Here is a 16,078-nt window from a genome sequence, read left to right as displayed (position 1 = left end):
GGTGCGGACGGCCGCCGTCCCATGATCGGCCGCACGGGTACCGGCACGTCCCGCCCGGTCGGTGTGTGTCGCGTTGCCCGCCCCCGGCCGGGCGTGGAACCGTCGGCCGCGTGACGACGATCGCCGAGGTCCCCGAGTCCATGCGGTGCAGCGTGCTGCGTGCCGCCGGAGAGCTGCAGGTCCAGCAGCGCCCGGTCCCCCGCCCCGGCCCGCGCGAGGTGCTGGTGCGGGTCGCCTCGGTCGGCACCTGCGGCTCGGACGTGCACTACTTCCGGCACGGCCGGATCGGGGAGTTCGTGCTGCGTGAGCCGATGGTGCTCGGGCACGAGCCGTCCGGGCGGATCGTCGGCGTCGGCGAGGGCGTCGACACCGGCCGGATCGGCGAGCGGGTCTCGCTGGAGCCGGGCGTGCCGTGCCGGCGCTGCCGCTACTGCCACACCGGCGCCTACAACCTGTGCCCGGACATGGTCTTCTTCGCGACCCCGCCGGTCGACGGCGCGTTCGCCGAGTACGTGACGGTCGCCGACGACTTCGCCCACCCCGTCCCCGAGCACGTCTCCGACGACGCCGCCGCGCTCCTCGAACCGCTCTCGGTCGCGCTGTGGGCGCACCACAAGGCGCGCACCGGGGCCGGGTCGCGGGTGCTCGTCGCCGGTGCCGGGCCGATCGGTCTGCTCGTCGCGCAGGTGGCCGCGGTGCTCGGGGCCGCGGAGGTCGTCGTCAGTGACCCGGACCCGGCGCGTGCCGCGCTGGCCCGCGACTTCGGGGCGACCGACGTCGTCGCCCCGGGTACCGACGTGTCCGGGGTGGACGCCTTCGTCGACTGCTCCGGGGTGCCGGCGGCGGTGCTGGGCGGGCTGCCCTCGGTCCGCCCCGGCGGCACCGCGGTGCTGGTCGGGATGGGCGCCGACGAGATGACGCTGCCGGTGTCGGCGCTGCAGTCCCGCGAGATCACCCTGACCGGCACCTTCCGCTACGCCAACACCTGGCCCACCGCGGTGCGCCTGGCCGCCACCGGTGCGGTGGAGCTGGACCGGTTGGTGACCGGGCACGTCGACCTCGACCACGTCGGCGACGCGCTGTCCCCCGACCCGTCGCAGGTCAAAGTGGTCGTACGTCCGTGAGGCTCGCCGCCGGTCCCGGGTGGACCGACGTCGTCGCCGGGCTCGTGGCCACCGCGCCCGCCGGCCCGGCCGGGAACCGGCTGGTCACCGTCGACGGCTTCTCCGGCGCCGGGAAGTCGACCCGGGCCCGGGAGCTGGCCGACCGGCTCGCCGCCCCGTTGCTCGAGATCGAGGACCTGTGCCCCGGCTGGGACGGCCTGGCCAGGGTCCCGGCACTGGCCCGGCGCGGGATCGGGGACCCACTGGCCGCCGGGACGACGCTGCGCTGGACGTCGTGGGACTGGGTGCACGACCGGCCGGGTCCAGAGCGGACGCTCGCACCGGCACCCGTCGTCGTGCTGGAAGGGTGCGGGAGCGGCGCGGCCGAGCTCGCGCCGGTGACCGCGCTCGCGATCTGGGTGGACGCGCCCGCCGACGAGCGGGAGCGGCGACTGCGGGATCGGGCGGACTGGCCCGGGTACGCCCCGTTCCGCGACGGCTGGCGCCGCGCCGAGCAGGAGCTGGCCCGCTCCGGGGGTGCCCCGGAGCGGGCCGAGGTCGTCCTGCACGGGTGAACGCGGACGGGGCCCGGCACCACCCCCCACGAGGGTGCCGGGCCCTGCCGCGCCGTCAGACCCGGGCGCGCCGGACGACGAGGTAGCCGCCGACGGCGGCGAGCACCCCCACCAGCAGCGGGTAGCCGGCGAGCAGCAGCGGCACCGGCGCCCCGGTGAGGAACCGGCCCACCGCCGGCCATGCCTGCTGCAGCGTCACCAGCACCACTGCCACCCCGACCACCAGTCCGACGCCGACGCCCAGCGCCCACACCCCGAGCTGCCCCCAGCGCCGGAAGACCGCTCCGGACAGCAGGAACACGGCGCCGACCACGAACATCGGGACCCAGTAGCAGAGCATCGTCAGCAGCACGTTCTGCCCCGACAGGAACCCCACCGCGAAGAACTGCATCCCGACACCCCAGCCGCCGGTCGCCCCCTCGATCTCCAACAGCACGGTCAGCAGCACCGAGTGCAGCAGGGTCTCCACCGCGAGCAGGGACAGCACCCCGGTGTAGAAGTGCCGCCGGGTGATGCCCAGGCTCAGCGCGAACGGCATCACCTGCGTCATCGTGACCAGGTACTGCGACCCCACGATGAAGAACAGCGCGGCGAGCGCACCGGTGACCCCGCCCTCGGGGGAGCCGGTACCGGCACGCACGGCCCAGAAGACGGCCACGTTGATCGCGAAGATGGCGGCCAGGATGACCCAGGGCATGCCGACCCGGTTGCGGGCGTCGACGAGGTTCATCCGGAGCACCGCGGCCAGCCTGCTCCCGGTGGTCACGGGACGGTCGACCTCGGCGACGGCAGCGGCGGTGGTCATGACAGGACCTTCCGGTCGGAGCGGGCGGCGGAGTTCTGCTGGGTGGTGCGTACGACGAGCTGCTGCAGCGAGACCGGCTCGAACTGCAGCTCCGGCAGCGTGGGCTCGGACACCGCGCCGGACAGCGTCACGCGCAGGAAGCCACCCATCTGCTCGCGGTGCAGCTCGACGTGCCCGCCGGCGAACCGCTCGACGGCCTCGACCGGCCCGGTCACGGTGACGGCGCTCCCCCGCAGGTCCTCGGCGTCGGAGTCGATCAGGACCCGGCCGCCGTCGATCAGGACGACGTGCTCGATCAGGTCGGACACCTCGTCGATGAGGTGCGTGGACAGCACCACGGTGCGCGGGTGCTCGGCGTAGTCGGCGAGCAGGCGGTCGTAGAACAGCTGGCGGGCGACGGCGTCGAGACCGAGGTAGGGCTCGTCGAAGAAGGTCAGCGGGGCCCGCGACGCGAGTCCGATGATCACGCCGACGGCGGAGACCTGGCCGCGGGAGAGCTTCTTGGCCCGCCGGGTGCGCGGGAGCGCGAACTCCTCGACCAGCTGGTCGGCGAACGCCTGGTCCCAGTGCGGGTACACGGTCGCGGCGGCGCGCAGTGCGTGCCCGACGGTGTAGGAGTCCGGGTACTTCAGCGACTCGCGGATGAAGCAGGTGCGGGCGAGCACCGGTGCGTTCTCGTAGGGCTGCTCGCCGAAGATCTCAGCGCGCCCGGAGGACGCGAAGTTCTGCGCGGTGAGGATCTGCATCGCGGTGGTCTTGCCGGCGCCGTTGCGGCCGAGCAGCCCGTGGATGCGGTTCTCCTCCAGCGCGAACGTCACGTCGTCGAGCGCGGTCACGTCGCTGCCGTAGCGCTTCGTGACGCCGTGCATGGCGATCACGTTCGTACTCATCGGTCGTCCCCCCAGACGTCGATCATCTTCTTGAGCTGCTCGGGGTCGATCCCGAGCTTGCGGGCCTCGGTGACCAGCGGAGCGATGTACTGCCGGGCGAAGTCCTCGCGACGGCTCTCCAACAGCCGGGTTCGCGCCCCCTGCGCGACGAACATGCCGATCCCCCGTCTCTTGTAGAGCACACCCTGTGCGACCAGCTGGTTGAGACCCTTCGCCGCGGTGGCCGGGTTGATCCGGTGGAAGGCGGCGAGCTCGTTGCTGGACGGAACCTGGGTCTCCTCCGGGTAGGTCCCGTCCACCACGGCGGACGCGATGTCCTCCGCGATCTGCGCGAACAACGGGCGGCCGTCGTCGATCACGGCGGCCTCACGGTGTCGTAGCTCGGTGGTTCATTACTCATGTAATGAACCATAGAGCCAAGAGGCCGCCGCGTCCAGGGGCGGCCGCTACCTTCCGCTTGGCAGAGCATCGCTCTCGTCGTCGACCATTGTTCATGCAGTGCTCTACGGTGACCCGGTGAACGCCTCCCGCACCGCCCGCGAGCGGGCCCGCGCCGAGCTCGTCTCCGAGATCACCGCGGCGGCGCGCCGCCAGCTGGCCGAGACCGGCGCGGCGGCGCTGTCCATGCGTGCCGTGTCCCGCGAGATCGGGATGGTGTCCTCGGCACTGCACCGCTACTTCCCCACCCGCGACGACCTGCTCACCGCGCTGATCGTGCAGAGCTACGACGCGCTCGCCGACGCCCTCGCCGCGGCCGACCCCGGCTCAAGCCCGGCCGAGCAGTGGCGGGCGATCGCGCAGGCCCTGCGCGGCTGGGCGCTGGCTCACCCCCACGAGTACGCGTTGATCTACGGCTCCCCCGTGCCGGGCTACCACGCGCCGACCGGCACCGTCCCCGTCGCGGCCCGGGTCCTGGAGCCGCTCGCCCGCGCTCTGGCCACCGCGCATGCCGCGGGGACGCTCGTCGACGCGCCCGAACCGGACCCCGCGCTCGCCGCCGACGCCGACCGCGTCCGCGCCGCACTGGGCCTCCCGGACCTGTCCGACGGGGCCGTGTTCGCCGCCCTCACCGCATGGACCGGGCTGTTCGGGCACCTGTCCTTCGAGCTGTTCGGCCAGTTCGAGAACGCCGTCGACGCCCGCGACGCGCTGTTCGCGGGCACCGTCGAACGCCTGGGCCGGGTCGCGGGCCTGCTCTGAGCGCTCCCCCGGCCCGAGGAGCGGCGCCGCCCGATGCCGGTCGAACTAGCTCCGGGTGAGCAGCGCAGGTCAGCGGCGCAGGTCAGCGGCTCAGGTCAGCGGCGCAGCCGCCCGGCGAGCCGGCGGAGGCGTGCGCCCAGGTCGCCCGGCACCCCGCCCTGCTCGACCCGGACGACGAGCGCCGTCGCCGCGACCGCCACCAGCAGCGCGACGATCAGGTCGCCGAACGGCCCCACCCCGAGGCGCCCGCTCCCCAGCGCCGCGGCCGCGGTCCCGACCGGCGGCAGCCACGGCTGCGTCCCGGTCACCACGAGCACGACCAGCGCACCGATCAGCGCGACACCCTCGTTGCGGATCACCGGCCGCGAGAACACCGACCCCACCGCGGCGCCGGTGATCCCGCAGGCCAGGTGGGCGAGCAGGCCGTCGAGCAGGCTCCCGGTCGTCGCCGTGCCCCAGGCGGCGATCACGCCCCACACCACCGCGAGCAGCCCCAGCAGCGCCACGCCGGCCGTCGCGGCGATCAGCACGCCGGCCGCGACCGGCCACGGGCCCCCCGCGGCGGACAGGGTGACGGCGCGGGAGTCGTCGTCCTCGGACTCGGCCAGCGCGTGTGCCAGCCAGGCCCCGACCGGGTAGAGCAGCAGCGCGCTGGCCGCCCACGGCGCGGGCAGCGGGCCGGGCGCCCCGCCGAACAGCACGGCGAGGGCGCCGGCGTAGAGCACCAGCGGGGCGACGAAGCGTTCGGTGCGGCCGACGTCCTCGCCCAGCAGCATCGCGACGGCGAAGGCCGAGCGCATCCGCCGCGTCACCGGCGGCCTCTCGGGGGAGCCGGACGGACCGGCCGCACCGAGCGGACCGCGCAGCCCGCGGCGAGCGCGGCCGCCAGCCAGGCGTCGCTCTCGGGGGCGGGGACCCGCACGGTGAACCGGCCCGGCGCCGCGCCCTCGACGCGGGCGGGCGGCAGCACCCGTTCCAGCAGCGGGCGGGGGTCGCCCGCGCAGGCCATGTCCAAGCGCATCATCGCCCCGGGCGGCGGCGCGGTCGGCAGCGGCACGGAGTCCGGGTCGGAGGCAGTCGCGATCCGGCCCTCGCGCAGCCTGTGCAGGCGGGCGCCGGGCAGGCCCGCCGCGGTGCCGGTGTGGTCGGTCAGCAGGGTCGGGGCGGCGCGCGCGGCGAGCAGCCTGGTCAGGGCGTCCGCGGCGTCGTCGTCGAGGCCGTTCCAGGGCTCGTCGAGCACGAGCAGCCCCGGCTCGCAGGCCAGCGCCTGCACCAGCCCGACCTTGCGGGCGTTGCCGGTGGACAGGTCGGCCATCGGCTCGTCGTCGTCGCCGTCGTACCCGAGCTCGGTCAGGAGCTCATCGGCTCGGTCGGCGGCGTCGTCGACGTCCACGCCGCGCACTCGGGCGATGTGGTCGAGCCAGCGTCGCGGGGTCAGCTTGCGAGCGGCCGGGAAGCGGTCGGGCAGGTAGCCGACGACCTCGGGGACGTCCTCGACCTCACCCGCGGTCGGGGCGAGCGCGCCGGCGGCGATCCGCAGCAGCGTGGACTTGCCCGCCCCGTTGCCGCCCCGCACGACGGTCGGCACGGCCGGGTCGACGTCGAGGTCGGCGCCGCGCAGCGCGACCGCCCCCGACGGGTGGGTGTGGTGGATCCCGACCAGGCGCACCCGACCACCTCCACCGCTCGTCTCCCGCGTGCGTGACGATCAGGTTCGCACAGCGGCGCGGCCGTCCGGGCCGGCGGTGGCACGGCGGTACGGCCCGTGGCGGGGGCGGTACGCAGGGCTGTCGAGATCACCCGTTCGGCGCAGCCGGGCGTCGGCTCGGCGCGTTCAGCCGGTCCCGGTCGACACCGCGGCGTCGCGGTTGCGGCGCTGCCGGAGCTTCCGCACGACCAGCCACACGATCACCGCCGCGCCGAGCACGGCGACGACCTTGCTGATCGGCGACATGTAGACCTCGATGACCTCCCAGCGCTCACCGAGCGCGAAGCCGAGGTAGACGAACAGCGCGTTCCAGACACCGCTGCCGATCGCGGACAACGCGGTGAACCGCAGCAGCGGCATCCGGGCGATCCCGGCCGGGATCGAGATGAGGCTGCGCACGATCGGGATGCAGCGCCCGCCGAGGACGAACCAGTTCCCCCAGCGCTCGAACAGGGCCAGCCCCTTCTCCAGGTCCTTCTGGCTGGAGACGACGAACCAACGGCGGCCGCACAGCCGGTGCACCCGTTCGTAGCCGAGCCAGTGCCCCAGCGCGTAGAGCACCAGCGCACCGGCGACGGCCCCCATCGTGGCCGCCGCCCAGACGCCGATGGGGCTCATCGCGCCGGTCGAGGCGCGGAAGCCGCCCAGCGGGAGGATCACCTCCGACGGGATCGGGGGGATCACATTTTCCAGAAAGATCAGCAACCCGATGCCTGCGGCGCCGAGCCGGTCCACGATGTCGAACACCCACTGCGTCACGCACCCCATGGTGCCTGAAGATCAGATCGCCCGGTTGGTCCGGTTCGACCGGTCCCGACGGGCGGGCCGGATCCGCTCGACCGACGAGCAGCGCGGCGAGAACGGCGCGCGGCGGATCCGGAACGCACCGACCCCCGCCGGCGAGGGGCCGGCGGGGGTCGGTGTCGGACGGGATCAGGCGGCCGCGGTGGCCGACTCCCCCTTCGCCGCGCGGTCACGCAGGGACTGCGGGACCTCGAAGCGCTCGCCGTACTTGGCCTTGAGCTCGTCGGCACGGGCCACGAAGCCGGCCGGGCCACCGGGGTAGCCCTCGATGTACTGCAGCACGCCACCGGTCCAGGCCGGGAAGCCGATGCCGAAGATCGAGCCGATGTTGGCGTCGGCGACGGTGGTCAGCACGCCCTCGTCGACACACTTCACGGTCTCGATCGACTCGATGAACAGCATGCGCTCGGACAGCTCGTGCAGGTCGACGTCGTGGTTCGTCGCACCGAACTGCTCGCGCAGGCCCGGCCACAGGCGGGTGCGCTTGCCGTTCTCGTACTCGTAGAACCCGGCGCCGGAGCTCTTGCCCTTGCGGTCGAACTCGTCGACGAGCCGGTCGATCACCGGGTCGGACGGGTGCGGGGTCCAGGTGCCGCCGGCGGCCTCGACGCCCTTCCTCGTCTCCTCGCGGATCTTGCGCGGCAGCGTGAGGGTCAGCTCGTCCATCAGCTGCAGCACCGGGGCCGGGTAGCCGGCCTGCGACGACGCCTGCTCGATCGTCTGCGGGTCGATGCCCTCGGCGATCATCGCGACGCCCTCGTTGATGAAGGTGCCGATGACCCGGCTGGTGAAGAACCCACGGGAGTCGTTGACGACGATCGGGGTCTTCTTGATCCCCAGGGTCAGGTCGAACGCCTTGGCCAGTGCCTCGTCGCCGGTCCGCTCACCCTTGATGATCTCGACCAGCGGCATCTTGTCGACCGGCGAGAAGAAGTGCAGACCGATGAAGTCGTCCGGACGGTCGACCCCCTTGGCCAGCTCGGTGATCGGCAGCGTCGAGGTGTTCGAGCACAGCAGCGCGTCGGCGTTGATGTACTTCGCGGCTTCGCGGAACACCTCCTGCTTCAGCTCCACGGACTCGAACACGGCCTCGATGACGACGTCGCAGCCGGCGAGGTCGGCGTAGTCGTCGGTCGGCAGGATCCGGCCGAGCAGCGCGTCGCCCTTCTCCTGCGTGGTCTTGCCGCGCGCGACGCCCTTCTCGACCAGCCCCTGGGAGTAGGCCTTGCCCTTCTCGGCGGCCTCCTTCGAGACGTCCTTGAGGACGACCTCCCAGCCGGCGAGGGAGCAGACGTAGGCGATGCCAGCACCCATCATCCCGGCGCCGAGCACCGCGACCTTGGTGGGCTGCCACTTCTCCGGCGCGCTGGGGCGGGACTTGCCGCCGTTGATCGCGTTCAGGTCGAAGAAGAACGCCTTGATCATGTTCTTCGCGACCGGGCCGGTGACGAGCTCCGCGAAGTAGCGGCCCTCGATCTTGAGCGCGGTGTCGAAGTCGACCTGGCTGCCCTCGACGGCCGCGGAGAGGATGTTGCGCGGCGCCGGCATCGGCGCGCCCTTGAGCTGCTTGCGCAGGTTCGCCGGGAACGCGGGCAGGATCGACGCGAGCGACGGGTTCGACGGCGTGCCGCCGGGGATCTTGTACTTCGGCCGGTCCCAGGGCTGGGTGGTGTGCTCGGGGTTGGCGAGCACCCAGGCGCGGGCCTTGTCGAACGCCTCCTCGCGGGTGGCCGCGAGCTCGTCGATCAGGCCCAGCTCCAGCGCCTTGGCCGGCTTGTGCCGCTGGCCCTGCGCGAGGACGTTCATGAAACCGTTCGCGATGCCCAGCATGCGGGTGACGCGGGTGACGCCGCCACCGCCGGGCAGCAGGCCGAGGCTGACCTCGGGCAGGCCGTAGACCACGCCCTTCGCGTCGACGCCGACCCGGTGGTGGGTGGCCAGCGCGATCTCCAGGCCTCCGCCGAGCGCCGCGCCCACCAGGGCGGACGCGACCGGACGGCCGAAGGTCTCCAGCGTGCGCAGCTGGCCCTTGACCTCGGCGACCATCGTGAGGATCTGCTCGGCGTCGTCGGGGCCGGCCGCGATGAGCTGGTCCAGGTTCCCGCCGGCGAAGAAGGTCTTCTTGGCCGAGGTGATGACGACACCGACGATGTCGTCCTTGTGCTTCACCAGGTCGTCGACGACCTCCCGCATGGCGTCGCGGTAGGCGTCGTTCATGGTGTTGGCGCTGCTGGCGGGATCGTCGAGGGTGACGACGGCGATGCCGTCGGCGTCCTTCTCCCAGCGGACGGCCTTCTGCTCACTCACTGCTGTTCAGTCCTTCCGAGATTCCGGGAGATTCAGACGCGCTCGACGATGGTGGCGATGCCCATGCCGCCGCCCACGCAGAGCGTGGCCAGGCCGCGGCGCAGGTCACGGCGCTCCAGCTCGTCGACGAGGGTGCCGAGGATCATCGCGCCGGTGGCGCCCAGCGGGTGGCCCATGGCGATGGCGCCGCCGTTGACGTTGGTGATGTCGTGCGAGATGTCCATGTCGCGCATGAAACGCAGCGCGACGGCCGCGAAGGCCTCGTTGATCTCGAAGAGGTCGATGTCGCCGACCGACAGCCCGGCCTTGGCCAGCGCCTTGCGCGCGGCGGGCGCCGGGCCGGTCAGCATGATGGTCGGGTCCGCGCCGGACAGCGCGGTGGCGACGATCCGGGCCCGCGGGGTCAGGCCGTTGGCCTTCCCGGCCGCCTCGGTGCCGATCAGGGTCAGCGCGGCGCCGTCGACGATGCCGGAGGAGTTGCCCGCGTGGTGGACGTGGTCGATCTTCTCGATCCAGTGGTACTTCTGCAGCGCCACCGCGTCGAAACCGCCGTCGCGGCCCATCATCTCGAACGACGGCTTGAGCCCACCGAGCGTCTCGACGGTCGCGCCGGCCCGGATGTGCTCGTCGCGGTCGAGGACGGTCACCCCGTTGCGGTCCTTGACCGGGACGATCGAGTTCGCGAAGCGGCCGTCGGCCCACGCCTTGGCCGCACGGGTCTGCGACTCCACGGCGAAGGTGTCGACGTCCTCGCGGGACCAGCCCTCGATGGTGGCGATGAGGTCGGCGCCGATGCCCTGGGGCACGAAGCCGGTGCGGTAGTTGGTGTCGGGGTCCATCGCCCAGGCGCCACCGTCGGAGCCCATCGGCACGCGGCTCATGGCCTCGACGCCACCGGCGAGGACGAGCTCCTCCATGCCGGAGCGGACCTTCTGGGTCGCGGTGTTCACGGCCTCCAGGCCGGACGCGCAGAACCGGTTGAGCTGCACACCGGCGACGGTGTCGGGCAGCCCGGCCGCGATCGCGGCGGTCTTGGCGATGTCACCGCCCTGGTCGCCGATCGGCGAGACGACACCCAGCACCAGGTCGTCGATGGTGTTCGTGTCGAGCTGCGGGTTCCGCTCGCGGACCGCGTCGATCAGGCCGGTCACCAGCGAGATCGGCTTGACCTCGTGCAGCGAACCGGAGGCCTTGCCCCGGCCGCGGGGTGTGCGGATCGCGTCGTAGATGTAGGCCTCGGGGATCTCGCTCATCCGAACCTCTCGTGGGTGGTCGGCGCCGGGGCGGCCGGGCGGCACTGCCCCTACTTACTAGTAGCTTTTGTTACAGCAGCACTGTCACATGGGTCAAGACGGCCGTCGAAGAACGTGACAGCGACCATGTCACACCACCACTGTCGCATAGGACGCCCGGCCCGTAACCTGCGGTCATGTCCGCCGCCACCGATGCCTCGAGCGACGACGGCTCCCCCGAGCTGCTCACCGTCGACCAGCTCGCCGAGCGGACCGGCATCTCGGTGCGCACCATCCGCTTCTACGCGGGCAAGGGGCTCATCCCGGCGCCCCGGTTGCGGGGCCGCACCGGCCTCTACGACGCGGCGCACCGCGCCCGGCTGGAGCTGATCGGCGAGCTCACCGGGCTCGGGTTCACACTGGCCGCCATCGAGCGGCAGCTGGAACAGGTGCCGCTGGAGACCGCGCCGGAGGAGCTGGCCCTGCAGCGGGCACTGCTCACCCCCTGGCTGCCCGAGGTCGACGAGGAGCTCGACCGCGCCGGCCTGGACCGCCGCGCCGGGCGTCGCCTGTCCGACGACGAGGTCACCACCCTGGAGCAGCTCGGCGCCCTGACCCGGCTGCCGGACGCGGGACCGGACTCCGTGCGGCTGCACGGGATGGTCGCGCTCGGTTCGGCCCTGCAGGCGCTGGACGCGGGCCTGCCGCCGGAGCTGTGGAAGCGCTCGCACGACCTCATCGAGCGGCACACCTCCGCGCTCGCGGAGGACCTGATGACGCTGTTCCAGGAGGAGGTCCTGCAGCCCTACCGGGACCGCGGCCGCCCCGCCGAGGAGCGACGACGGCTGGCCGCCGCGTTCTCCCGGCTCAAGCCGATCACCGTGCAGGGCGTCGTCGCCGCGTTCGGGCGGGCGGTCAACCGGGCCATCCGCGAACGCGTCGACTCCGGTCGCGCCACGGCCGACCGTCAGGAGGGGTGAGCGCGACAGGGCGGTCGTAGCATCGGTCCATGGCGAACTTCGAGTTCCCGGTCCGGGTGCGCTACCACGAGGTCGACGCCCAGGGTGTGGTGTTCAACGCCTGGTACCTCGCCTGGTTCGACGAGGCGATGACCGAGTTCCTCGAGCACCGCGGCCTCACCTACCGGGCGATGCTCGACGCCGGCTACGACATCCAGCTCGTCCACACCGAACTCGACTGGCGGGCCGGGGTCGGGTGGGGCGAGGACGTCGTCGTCGCGGTGTCGACGGCGCGGATCGGCCGGACCAGCTTCGCGCTCGACTTCCAGGTCCGCGCCCTCGACGACACGGGCGAGCGCACCGTCACCTGCGACTGCCGCACCGTCTACGTGGTGATCGCCGTCGACGGCAGCGGCAAGCAGGAGATCCCGGCGCTGATCCACAACGCGCTCGGCGATCCCGAGCCGCTGATGCCGCTGCGGCCCTGATCCGGTCAGGTGCCGCGGATCCGGCCGCGGACCTCGCCGAGGGCGATCCTGCCACCGTCGCGGGCGGGCGCGGTCGCGGTCATCACGACCTCGTCGCCGTCCTCCAGCCAGGCGCGTGAGGCACCACCGGGGAGCGCGACCGGGTCACGGCCGTTCCAGGACAGCTCCAGCATCGAGCCGAACTCCCCGCGCTCCGCACCGGAGATCGTGCCCGAGCCGAGCAGGTCACCGGCGCGCAGCCCGGCCCCGCCCGAGGTCAGGTGGGCCACCATCTGTTCAGGGGACCAGTACAGGTCCCTCGCCGGCGGGGACGCGATCAGCTCGCCGTTGAGGTGCACGGCGAGGTCGAGGTCCAGGCCGAGCGCGGGGCCGGTCGGGGTGAGGTAGGGCAGCGACGCGGGATCGTGCACGGGCAGCGGGACCCGGGCCGCGGACAGCTCGTCGAGCGGGGTCACCCAGGCCGAGATCGACGTCGCGAACGACTTGCCCAGGTGCGGGCCGAGCGGGCGGGACTCGAAGAACTGGATGTCGCGGGCGGACCAGTCGTTGAGCAGCACGACGCCGAAGACGTGGTCGGCGGCGTCGTCGATCCCGACCGGTCCCGGTACCGGTCCGCCCAGGACGAAGCCGAGCTCCGCCTCGAAGTCGAGCGTGGCGCAGGGGCCGAAGTCCTCGGGCCCACGCTGTCCCGACGGACGCGCGACCGGGGTGCCGGTGACCCGGACCGTGCCGGAGCGGCCGTGGTACCCGACCGGCATCCGTCGCCAGTTCGGGGTGAGCGGGTCCGAGGCGTCCGGGCGGAAGATCAGACCGGCGTTCCGCGCGTGCTGCTCGCAGGCGTAGAAGTCGACGTAGTCGGCGACGGCGAAGGGCAGCACCGGGACCAGCCCCTCGTCGGGCAGGCGGTGCGCGGCGGCCCGCTCGTGGTCCGCGCGCCACTCGCGCAGCCACTCGACGACCTCGCGCCAGGCCGGGGCGCCGGCGTCGAGCAGCCGGGTCAGGTCGGGCGCGGTCAGCAGGTCCGGGTACGGGCCGCGCTGCGCGGTGGCGAGCGAGCCGACGTCGAGCAGACCGCCGTCGGGCAGCGGGCAGGCGATGCGGGAGCCGCCGGGGCGTCCCTTCCCGGCGACGGCGCCGAGTGCGAGGGCGGGAACGGGCGGCGGCGCGGTCGTCACGGTCCCCGACCGTAGGCGATGCGGCGACGGCGCGGGCGGGGAACTCACCGTGACGGTCGCACGTTACGACCGGTGTGCCCGGTCCGTCCGGATCGGGCGGGAACCGGACTCGAACCGGAACGCAGGAGGACACCCGCAGATGGGTCTGCTCGACAAGCTCAAGGAGCGCCTCACCGGAGGCGCGCAGGCACAGCCGCAGCAGGGCTTCGGGGGTGCTGGGCCGCAGGGGCCCGGCCCGACGCCGCAGCAGGGCTTCGGCGCGGCACCGCAGCAGCAGGACCCCGACCAGCAGGCGATCGAGCGTTACCGCTACATGCTCCGCACCGCACCGCCCGAGCAGGTGGAGCAGGCGCACGCGGAGGCGTTCGCGAAGCTGACGCCCGAGCAGCGGCAGAAGGTGCTCGAGGACGTCGGCGGGCAGGTGCCCGAGGCCGAGCGGGCCCGCTCGACCGATCCGCAGGAGCTGGCGCGGATGGCGACCCGCGCGGAGATGCGCAACCCCGGCACCATGGAGCGGTCGCTCGGCGGCGGCCGTGCGCCCGGCATGGGCGGCATGATCGCCGGGTCGCTGCTGGCCGGTGTCGCCGGTGCCTTCATCGGCACGGCGATCGCGGGAGCGATGTTCGACGACGCCGGTGCCGGTGAGGACGTGGCCGCGGCCGAGGAGCCCCCGGCCGAGGAGCCGGCCGCCGAGGACCCCGGTTTCGACGACGGCGGCGGGTTCGACATGGGCGGCGACTTCGACTTCTGAGCCCACCCGGGACGGCCCCGGCCCACGCGATCCGTGGGCCGGGGCCGTTCTGTTCCCCCACATGCCGAAACACCTGTTGCAGAGCCGGAGCCGACCTGGCACCGTCCGGTCACCCATGCCAGAGTCGCCATCCGAGCATCCGTCCCGAGCGGACGGCATCGAGGACGAGTGGGAGTACGAGTTATGGCACAGCAGGTACGCGGCGTCGTGGCCCGGGCCAAGGGTGAGCCGGTCACCGTCGAGACGATCATCGTCCCCGATCCCGGCCCCGGTGAGGCCGTGGTGAAGATCCAGGCCTGCGGGGTCTGCCACACCGACCTGCACTACAAACTCGGCGGCATCAACGACGAGTTCCCCTTCCTCCTCGGCCACGAAGCCGCCGGCATCGTCGAAACCGTCGGCGACGGCGTCACCGACATCGCCCCCGGCGACTACGTCGTCCTCAACTGGCGCGCGGTCTGCGGACAGTGCCGCGCCTGCAACAAGGGCAAGCCCCAGTACTGCTTCGACACCCACAACGCGACACAGAAGATGACCCTCGAAGACGGCACCGAACTGTCCCCCGCCCTCGGCATCGGCGCCTTCATCGAGAAGACCCTCGTCCACTCCGGACAATGCACCAAGGTCAACCCCGACGCAGACCCGAAAGCCGCCGGCCTCCTCGGCTGCGGCGTCATGGCCGGCCTCGGCGCCGCCATCAACACCGGCGGCGTCGGGCGCGGAGACTCCATCGCCGTCATCGGCTGCGGCGGCGTCGGCGACGCCGCCATCGCCGGCGCCACACTCGCCGGCGCCACCACCATCATCGCCGTCGACACCGACCCGCGGAAACTCAAGTGGGCCGAAGAGTTCGGCGCCACCCACACCGTCAACGCCACCGAACAGGACCCGGTCGAGTTCATCCAGTCCGTGACCGACGGCAACGGCGCCGACGTCGTCATCGACGCCGTCGGACGACCCGAAACCTACAAACAGGCCTTCTACGCCCGCGACCTCGCCGGCACCGTCGTCCTCGTCGGCGTCCCCACCCCCGACCTGCACGCCCCCCAGATCCCGCTCATCGACTACTTCGGCCGCGGCGGCGCCCTCAAATCCTCCTGGTACGGCGACTGCCTACCCTCACGCGACTTCCCCACCTACATCGACCTCTACCTCCAAGGCCGCCTCCCCCTCGACAAATTCGTCACCGAAACCATCAGCATCGACGACATCGAAACCGCCTTCGACAAAATGCACGCCGGCGACGTCCTCCGATCGGTCGTGATCCTCTGATGGCCCCGACCGACTCCCCCATCGACCACGTCGTCACCTCCGGCACCTTCAACCTCGACGGCGGATCCTTCGACGTCGACAACAACGTCTGGATCATCGGCGACGACCACGAAGTCCTCGTCATCGACGCCGCCCACGACGCCGACGCCATCACCCACGCCGTCGGCGACCGCACCGTGAAGGCCATCGTGTGCACCCACGCCCACGACGACCACATCAACCAAGCACCCACCCTCGCCGACCGCTTCGACGCACCGATCCTGCTCAACCCCGCCGAACACGTCCTGTGGGACATGACCTGGCCCGACCGCACACCCGACCAGGAACTGTCCGACGGGCAGACCCTGACCGCGGGCGGGATCGACCTGCGGGTGCTGCAGACCCCCGGCCACTCACCGGGCTCGTCCTGCCTCTACGCACCCGAACTCGGCATCGTGTTCACCGGCGACACCCTGTTCCACGGCGGACCCGGCGCCACCGGACGCTCCTACTCCAACTTCGACACCATCATCGAGTCCATCCGCACCACCCTGCTCACCCTCCCCGCCGACACCCGCGTCCGCACCGGACACGGAGACCCCACCACCATCGGCGACGAAGCACCCCACCTCGACGAATGGATCCGCAACCGATCCTGACCCGACACCCCCGCTGCGGCCCGGCCCCTCACACCCAGGGGCCGGGCCGCAGCGGTTCCTACACCGAGATGCAGCTCAGCGGGCTCGGACGAGCCACGGATCCCGCTGAGCTGCATCTCGGCGAGCGGTCGAGCGGACAGCGCGGGACGAGGGGCAGCGTGGAGCCGGGGC

17 protein-coding genes are annotated in these 16,078 nt (G+C 72.6%); 8 read left to right on the top strand and 9 right to left on the bottom strand.

From position 1 onward, the window contains the following. Positions 1-110: 110 nt before the first annotated feature. Together Ae717Ps2_RS01355 and Ae717Ps2_RS01350 are read left to right on the top strand one after the other, a co-directional pair. On the top strand, positions 111-1,124 hold the full coding sequence (locus Ae717Ps2_RS01355) for an NAD(P)-dependent alcohol dehydrogenase (RefSeq protein ID WP_020625875.1): 1,014 nt from the start codon (positions 111-113) through the stop codon (positions 1,122-1,124). Then, positions 1,121-1,678: a hypothetical protein gene (locus Ae717Ps2_RS01350; RefSeq protein ID WP_075308600.1), complete on the top strand. Its 558-nt coding sequence runs from the start codon at positions 1,121-1,123 to the stop codon at positions 1,676-1,678. The genes Ae717Ps2_RS01355 and Ae717Ps2_RS01350 overlap by 4 nt, the downstream gene beginning before the upstream one ends. Positions 1,679-1,733: 55 nt before the next feature. On the opposite strand, the gene Ae717Ps2_RS01345 is transcribed toward Ae717Ps2_RS01350, so the two are convergent. From Ae717Ps2_RS01345 to Ae717Ps2_RS01335, 3 genes are read right to left on the bottom strand one after another with little or no spacing between them, the layout of a single operon-like run. Next, positions 1,734-2,483 (bottom strand): hypothetical protein, encoded by a 750-nt coding sequence (locus Ae717Ps2_RS01345; RefSeq protein WP_020625873.1) that lies wholly within the window; start codon positions 2,481-2,483, stop codon positions 1,734-1,736. Then, complete coding sequence (locus tag Ae717Ps2_RS01340) at positions 2,480-3,373, bottom strand: ABC transporter ATP-binding protein (protein ID WP_043280315.1); 894 nt, start codon at positions 3,371-3,373, stop codon at positions 2,480-2,482. The genes Ae717Ps2_RS01345 and Ae717Ps2_RS01340 overlap by 4 nt, the downstream gene beginning before the upstream one ends. After that, on the bottom strand, positions 3,370-3,729 hold the full coding sequence (locus Ae717Ps2_RS01335) for a GntR family transcriptional regulator (protein ID WP_043280317.1): 360 nt from the start codon (positions 3,727-3,729) through the stop codon (positions 3,370-3,372). The genes Ae717Ps2_RS01340 and Ae717Ps2_RS01335 overlap by 4 nt, the downstream gene beginning before the upstream one ends. 160 nt (positions 3,730-3,889) lie before the next feature. Here Ae717Ps2_RS01335 and Ae717Ps2_RS01330 point away from each other — a divergent pair, with 160 nt between their 5' ends. After that, a complete protein-coding gene (locus tag Ae717Ps2_RS01330; protein ID WP_075312438.1) occupies positions 3,890-4,573 on the top strand; it encodes a TetR/AcrR family transcriptional regulator in 684 nt (227 codons plus the stop codon). 95 nt (positions 4,574-4,668) lie between these two features. On the opposite strand, the gene Ae717Ps2_RS01325 is transcribed toward Ae717Ps2_RS01330, so the two are convergent. The 5 genes from Ae717Ps2_RS01325 to Ae717Ps2_RS01305 form a co-directional block, all read right to left on the bottom strand. Continuing rightward, entirely contained in the window at positions 4,669-5,373 is a 705-nt protein-coding gene (locus Ae717Ps2_RS01325; protein ID WP_139318837.1) for a hypothetical protein, read from the bottom strand. 8 nt (positions 5,374-5,381) lie between these two features. Continuing rightward, positions 5,382-6,242 carry an ATP-binding cassette domain-containing protein gene (locus tag Ae717Ps2_RS01320; protein WP_075308604.1) on the bottom strand — a complete coding sequence of 287 codons (861 nt, stop codon included), beginning with the start codon at positions 6,240-6,242 and terminating at the stop codon, positions 5,382-5,384. 165 nt (positions 6,243-6,407) lie between these two features. Next, positions 6,408-7,040: a DedA family protein gene (locus Ae717Ps2_RS01315; protein WP_233147405.1), complete on the bottom strand. Its 633-nt coding sequence runs from the start codon at positions 7,038-7,040 to the stop codon at positions 6,408-6,410. 174 nt (positions 7,041-7,214) lie between these two features. Continuing rightward, positions 7,215-9,392 (bottom strand): 3-hydroxyacyl-CoA dehydrogenase NAD-binding domain-containing protein, encoded by a 2,178-nt coding sequence (locus tag Ae717Ps2_RS01310; protein ID WP_020627545.1) that lies wholly within the window; start codon positions 9,390-9,392, stop codon positions 7,215-7,217. Positions 9,393-9,424: 32 nt separating this feature from the next. After that, complete coding sequence (locus Ae717Ps2_RS01305) at positions 9,425-10,645, bottom strand: acetyl-CoA C-acetyltransferase (RefSeq protein ID WP_198932122.1); 1,221 nt, start codon at positions 10,643-10,645, stop codon at positions 9,425-9,427. A 176-nt stretch (positions 10,646-10,821) separates the two neighbouring features. On the opposite strand from Ae717Ps2_RS01305, the gene Ae717Ps2_RS01300 reads away from it, so the two are divergent. Both Ae717Ps2_RS01300 and Ae717Ps2_RS01295 read left to right on the top strand, forming a co-directional pair. Further along, positions 10,822-11,604 (top strand): MerR family transcriptional regulator, encoded by a 783-nt coding sequence (locus Ae717Ps2_RS01300; RefSeq protein WP_075308608.1) that lies wholly within the window; start codon positions 10,822-10,824, stop codon positions 11,602-11,604. 29 nt (positions 11,605-11,633) lie between these two features. After that, positions 11,634-12,071 carry a thioesterase family protein gene (locus tag Ae717Ps2_RS01295; RefSeq protein ID WP_020627548.1) on the top strand — a complete coding sequence of 146 codons (438 nt, stop codon included), beginning with the start codon at positions 11,634-11,636 and terminating at the stop codon, positions 12,069-12,071. 5 nt (positions 12,072-12,076) lie between these two features. Here Ae717Ps2_RS01295 and Ae717Ps2_RS01290 read toward each other — a convergent pair whose 3' ends face one another. Beyond that, complete coding sequence (locus Ae717Ps2_RS01290; RefSeq protein WP_075308610.1) at positions 12,077-13,246, bottom strand: fumarylacetoacetate hydrolase family protein; 1,170 nt, start codon at positions 13,244-13,246, stop codon at positions 12,077-12,079. A gap of 139 nt (positions 13,247-13,385) precedes the next feature. Here Ae717Ps2_RS01290 and Ae717Ps2_RS01285 point away from each other — a divergent pair, with 139 nt between their 5' ends. The 3 genes from Ae717Ps2_RS01285 to Ae717Ps2_RS01275 all read left to right on the top strand — a co-directional run bounded on the left by Ae717Ps2_RS01285 (position 13,386) and on the right by Ae717Ps2_RS01275 (position 15,907). Continuing rightward, a complete protein-coding gene (locus Ae717Ps2_RS01285; protein WP_075308612.1) occupies positions 13,386-13,997 on the top strand; it encodes a hypothetical protein in 612 nt (203 codons plus the stop codon). A gap of 183 nt (positions 13,998-14,180) precedes the next feature. After that, entirely contained in the window at positions 14,181-15,269 is a 1,089-nt protein-coding gene (locus Ae717Ps2_RS01280; protein ID WP_075332911.1) for an S-(hydroxymethyl)mycothiol dehydrogenase, read from the top strand. Then, on the top strand, positions 15,269-15,907 hold the full coding sequence (locus tag Ae717Ps2_RS01275; protein WP_075332910.1) for an MBL fold metallo-hydrolase: 639 nt from the start codon (positions 15,269-15,271) through the stop codon (positions 15,905-15,907). Before Ae717Ps2_RS01280 ends, Ae717Ps2_RS01275 begins: the two co-directional genes overlap by 1 nt. The last annotated feature ends 171 nt before the right edge of the window (positions 15,908-16,078 follow it).

The organism is Pseudonocardia sp. Ae717_Ps2 (assembly GCF_001932475.1).
Classification (GTDB): Bacteria; Actinomycetota; Actinomycetes; order Mycobacteriales; family Pseudonocardiaceae; genus Pseudonocardia.
This window is presented reverse-complemented; position numbering and strand designations above follow the sequence as displayed.

Bases quoted from the DNA above. Each gene is read 5' to 3' on its own strand.
- Ae717Ps2_RS01345 (WP_020625873.1), bottom strand. From the start codon at position 2,483: ATGACCACCGCCGCTGCCGTCGCCGAGGTCGACCGTCCCGTGACCACC.
- Ae717Ps2_RS01340 (WP_043280315.1), bottom strand. From the start codon at position 3,373: ATGAGTACGAACGTGATCGCCATGCACGGCGTCACGAAGCGCTACGGC.
- Ae717Ps2_RS01325 (WP_139318837.1), bottom strand. From the start codon at position 5,373: ATGCGCTCGGCCTTCGCCGTCGCGATGCTGCTGGGCGAGGACGTCGGC.
- Ae717Ps2_RS01305 (WP_198932122.1), bottom strand. From the start codon at position 10,645: ATGAGCGAGATCCCCGAGGCCTACATCTACGACGCGATCCGCACACCC.
- Ae717Ps2_RS01300 (WP_075308608.1), top strand. From the start codon at position 10,822: ATGTCCGCCGCCACCGATGCCTCGAGCGACGACGGCTCCCCCGAGCTG.
- Ae717Ps2_RS01295 (WP_020627548.1), top strand. From the start codon at position 11,634: ATGGCGAACTTCGAGTTCCCGGTCCGGGTGCGCTACCACGAGGTCGAC.
- Ae717Ps2_RS01285 (WP_075308612.1), top strand. From the start codon at position 13,386: ATGGGTCTGCTCGACAAGCTCAAGGAGCGCCTCACCGGAGGCGCGCAG.
- Ae717Ps2_RS01280 (WP_075332911.1), top strand. From the start codon at position 14,181: ATGGCACAGCAGGTACGCGGCGTCGTGGCCCGGGCCAAGGGTGAGCCG.
- Ae717Ps2_RS01275 (WP_075332910.1), top strand. From the start codon at position 15,269: ATGGCCCCGACCGACTCCCCCATCGACCACGTCGTCACCTCCGGCACC.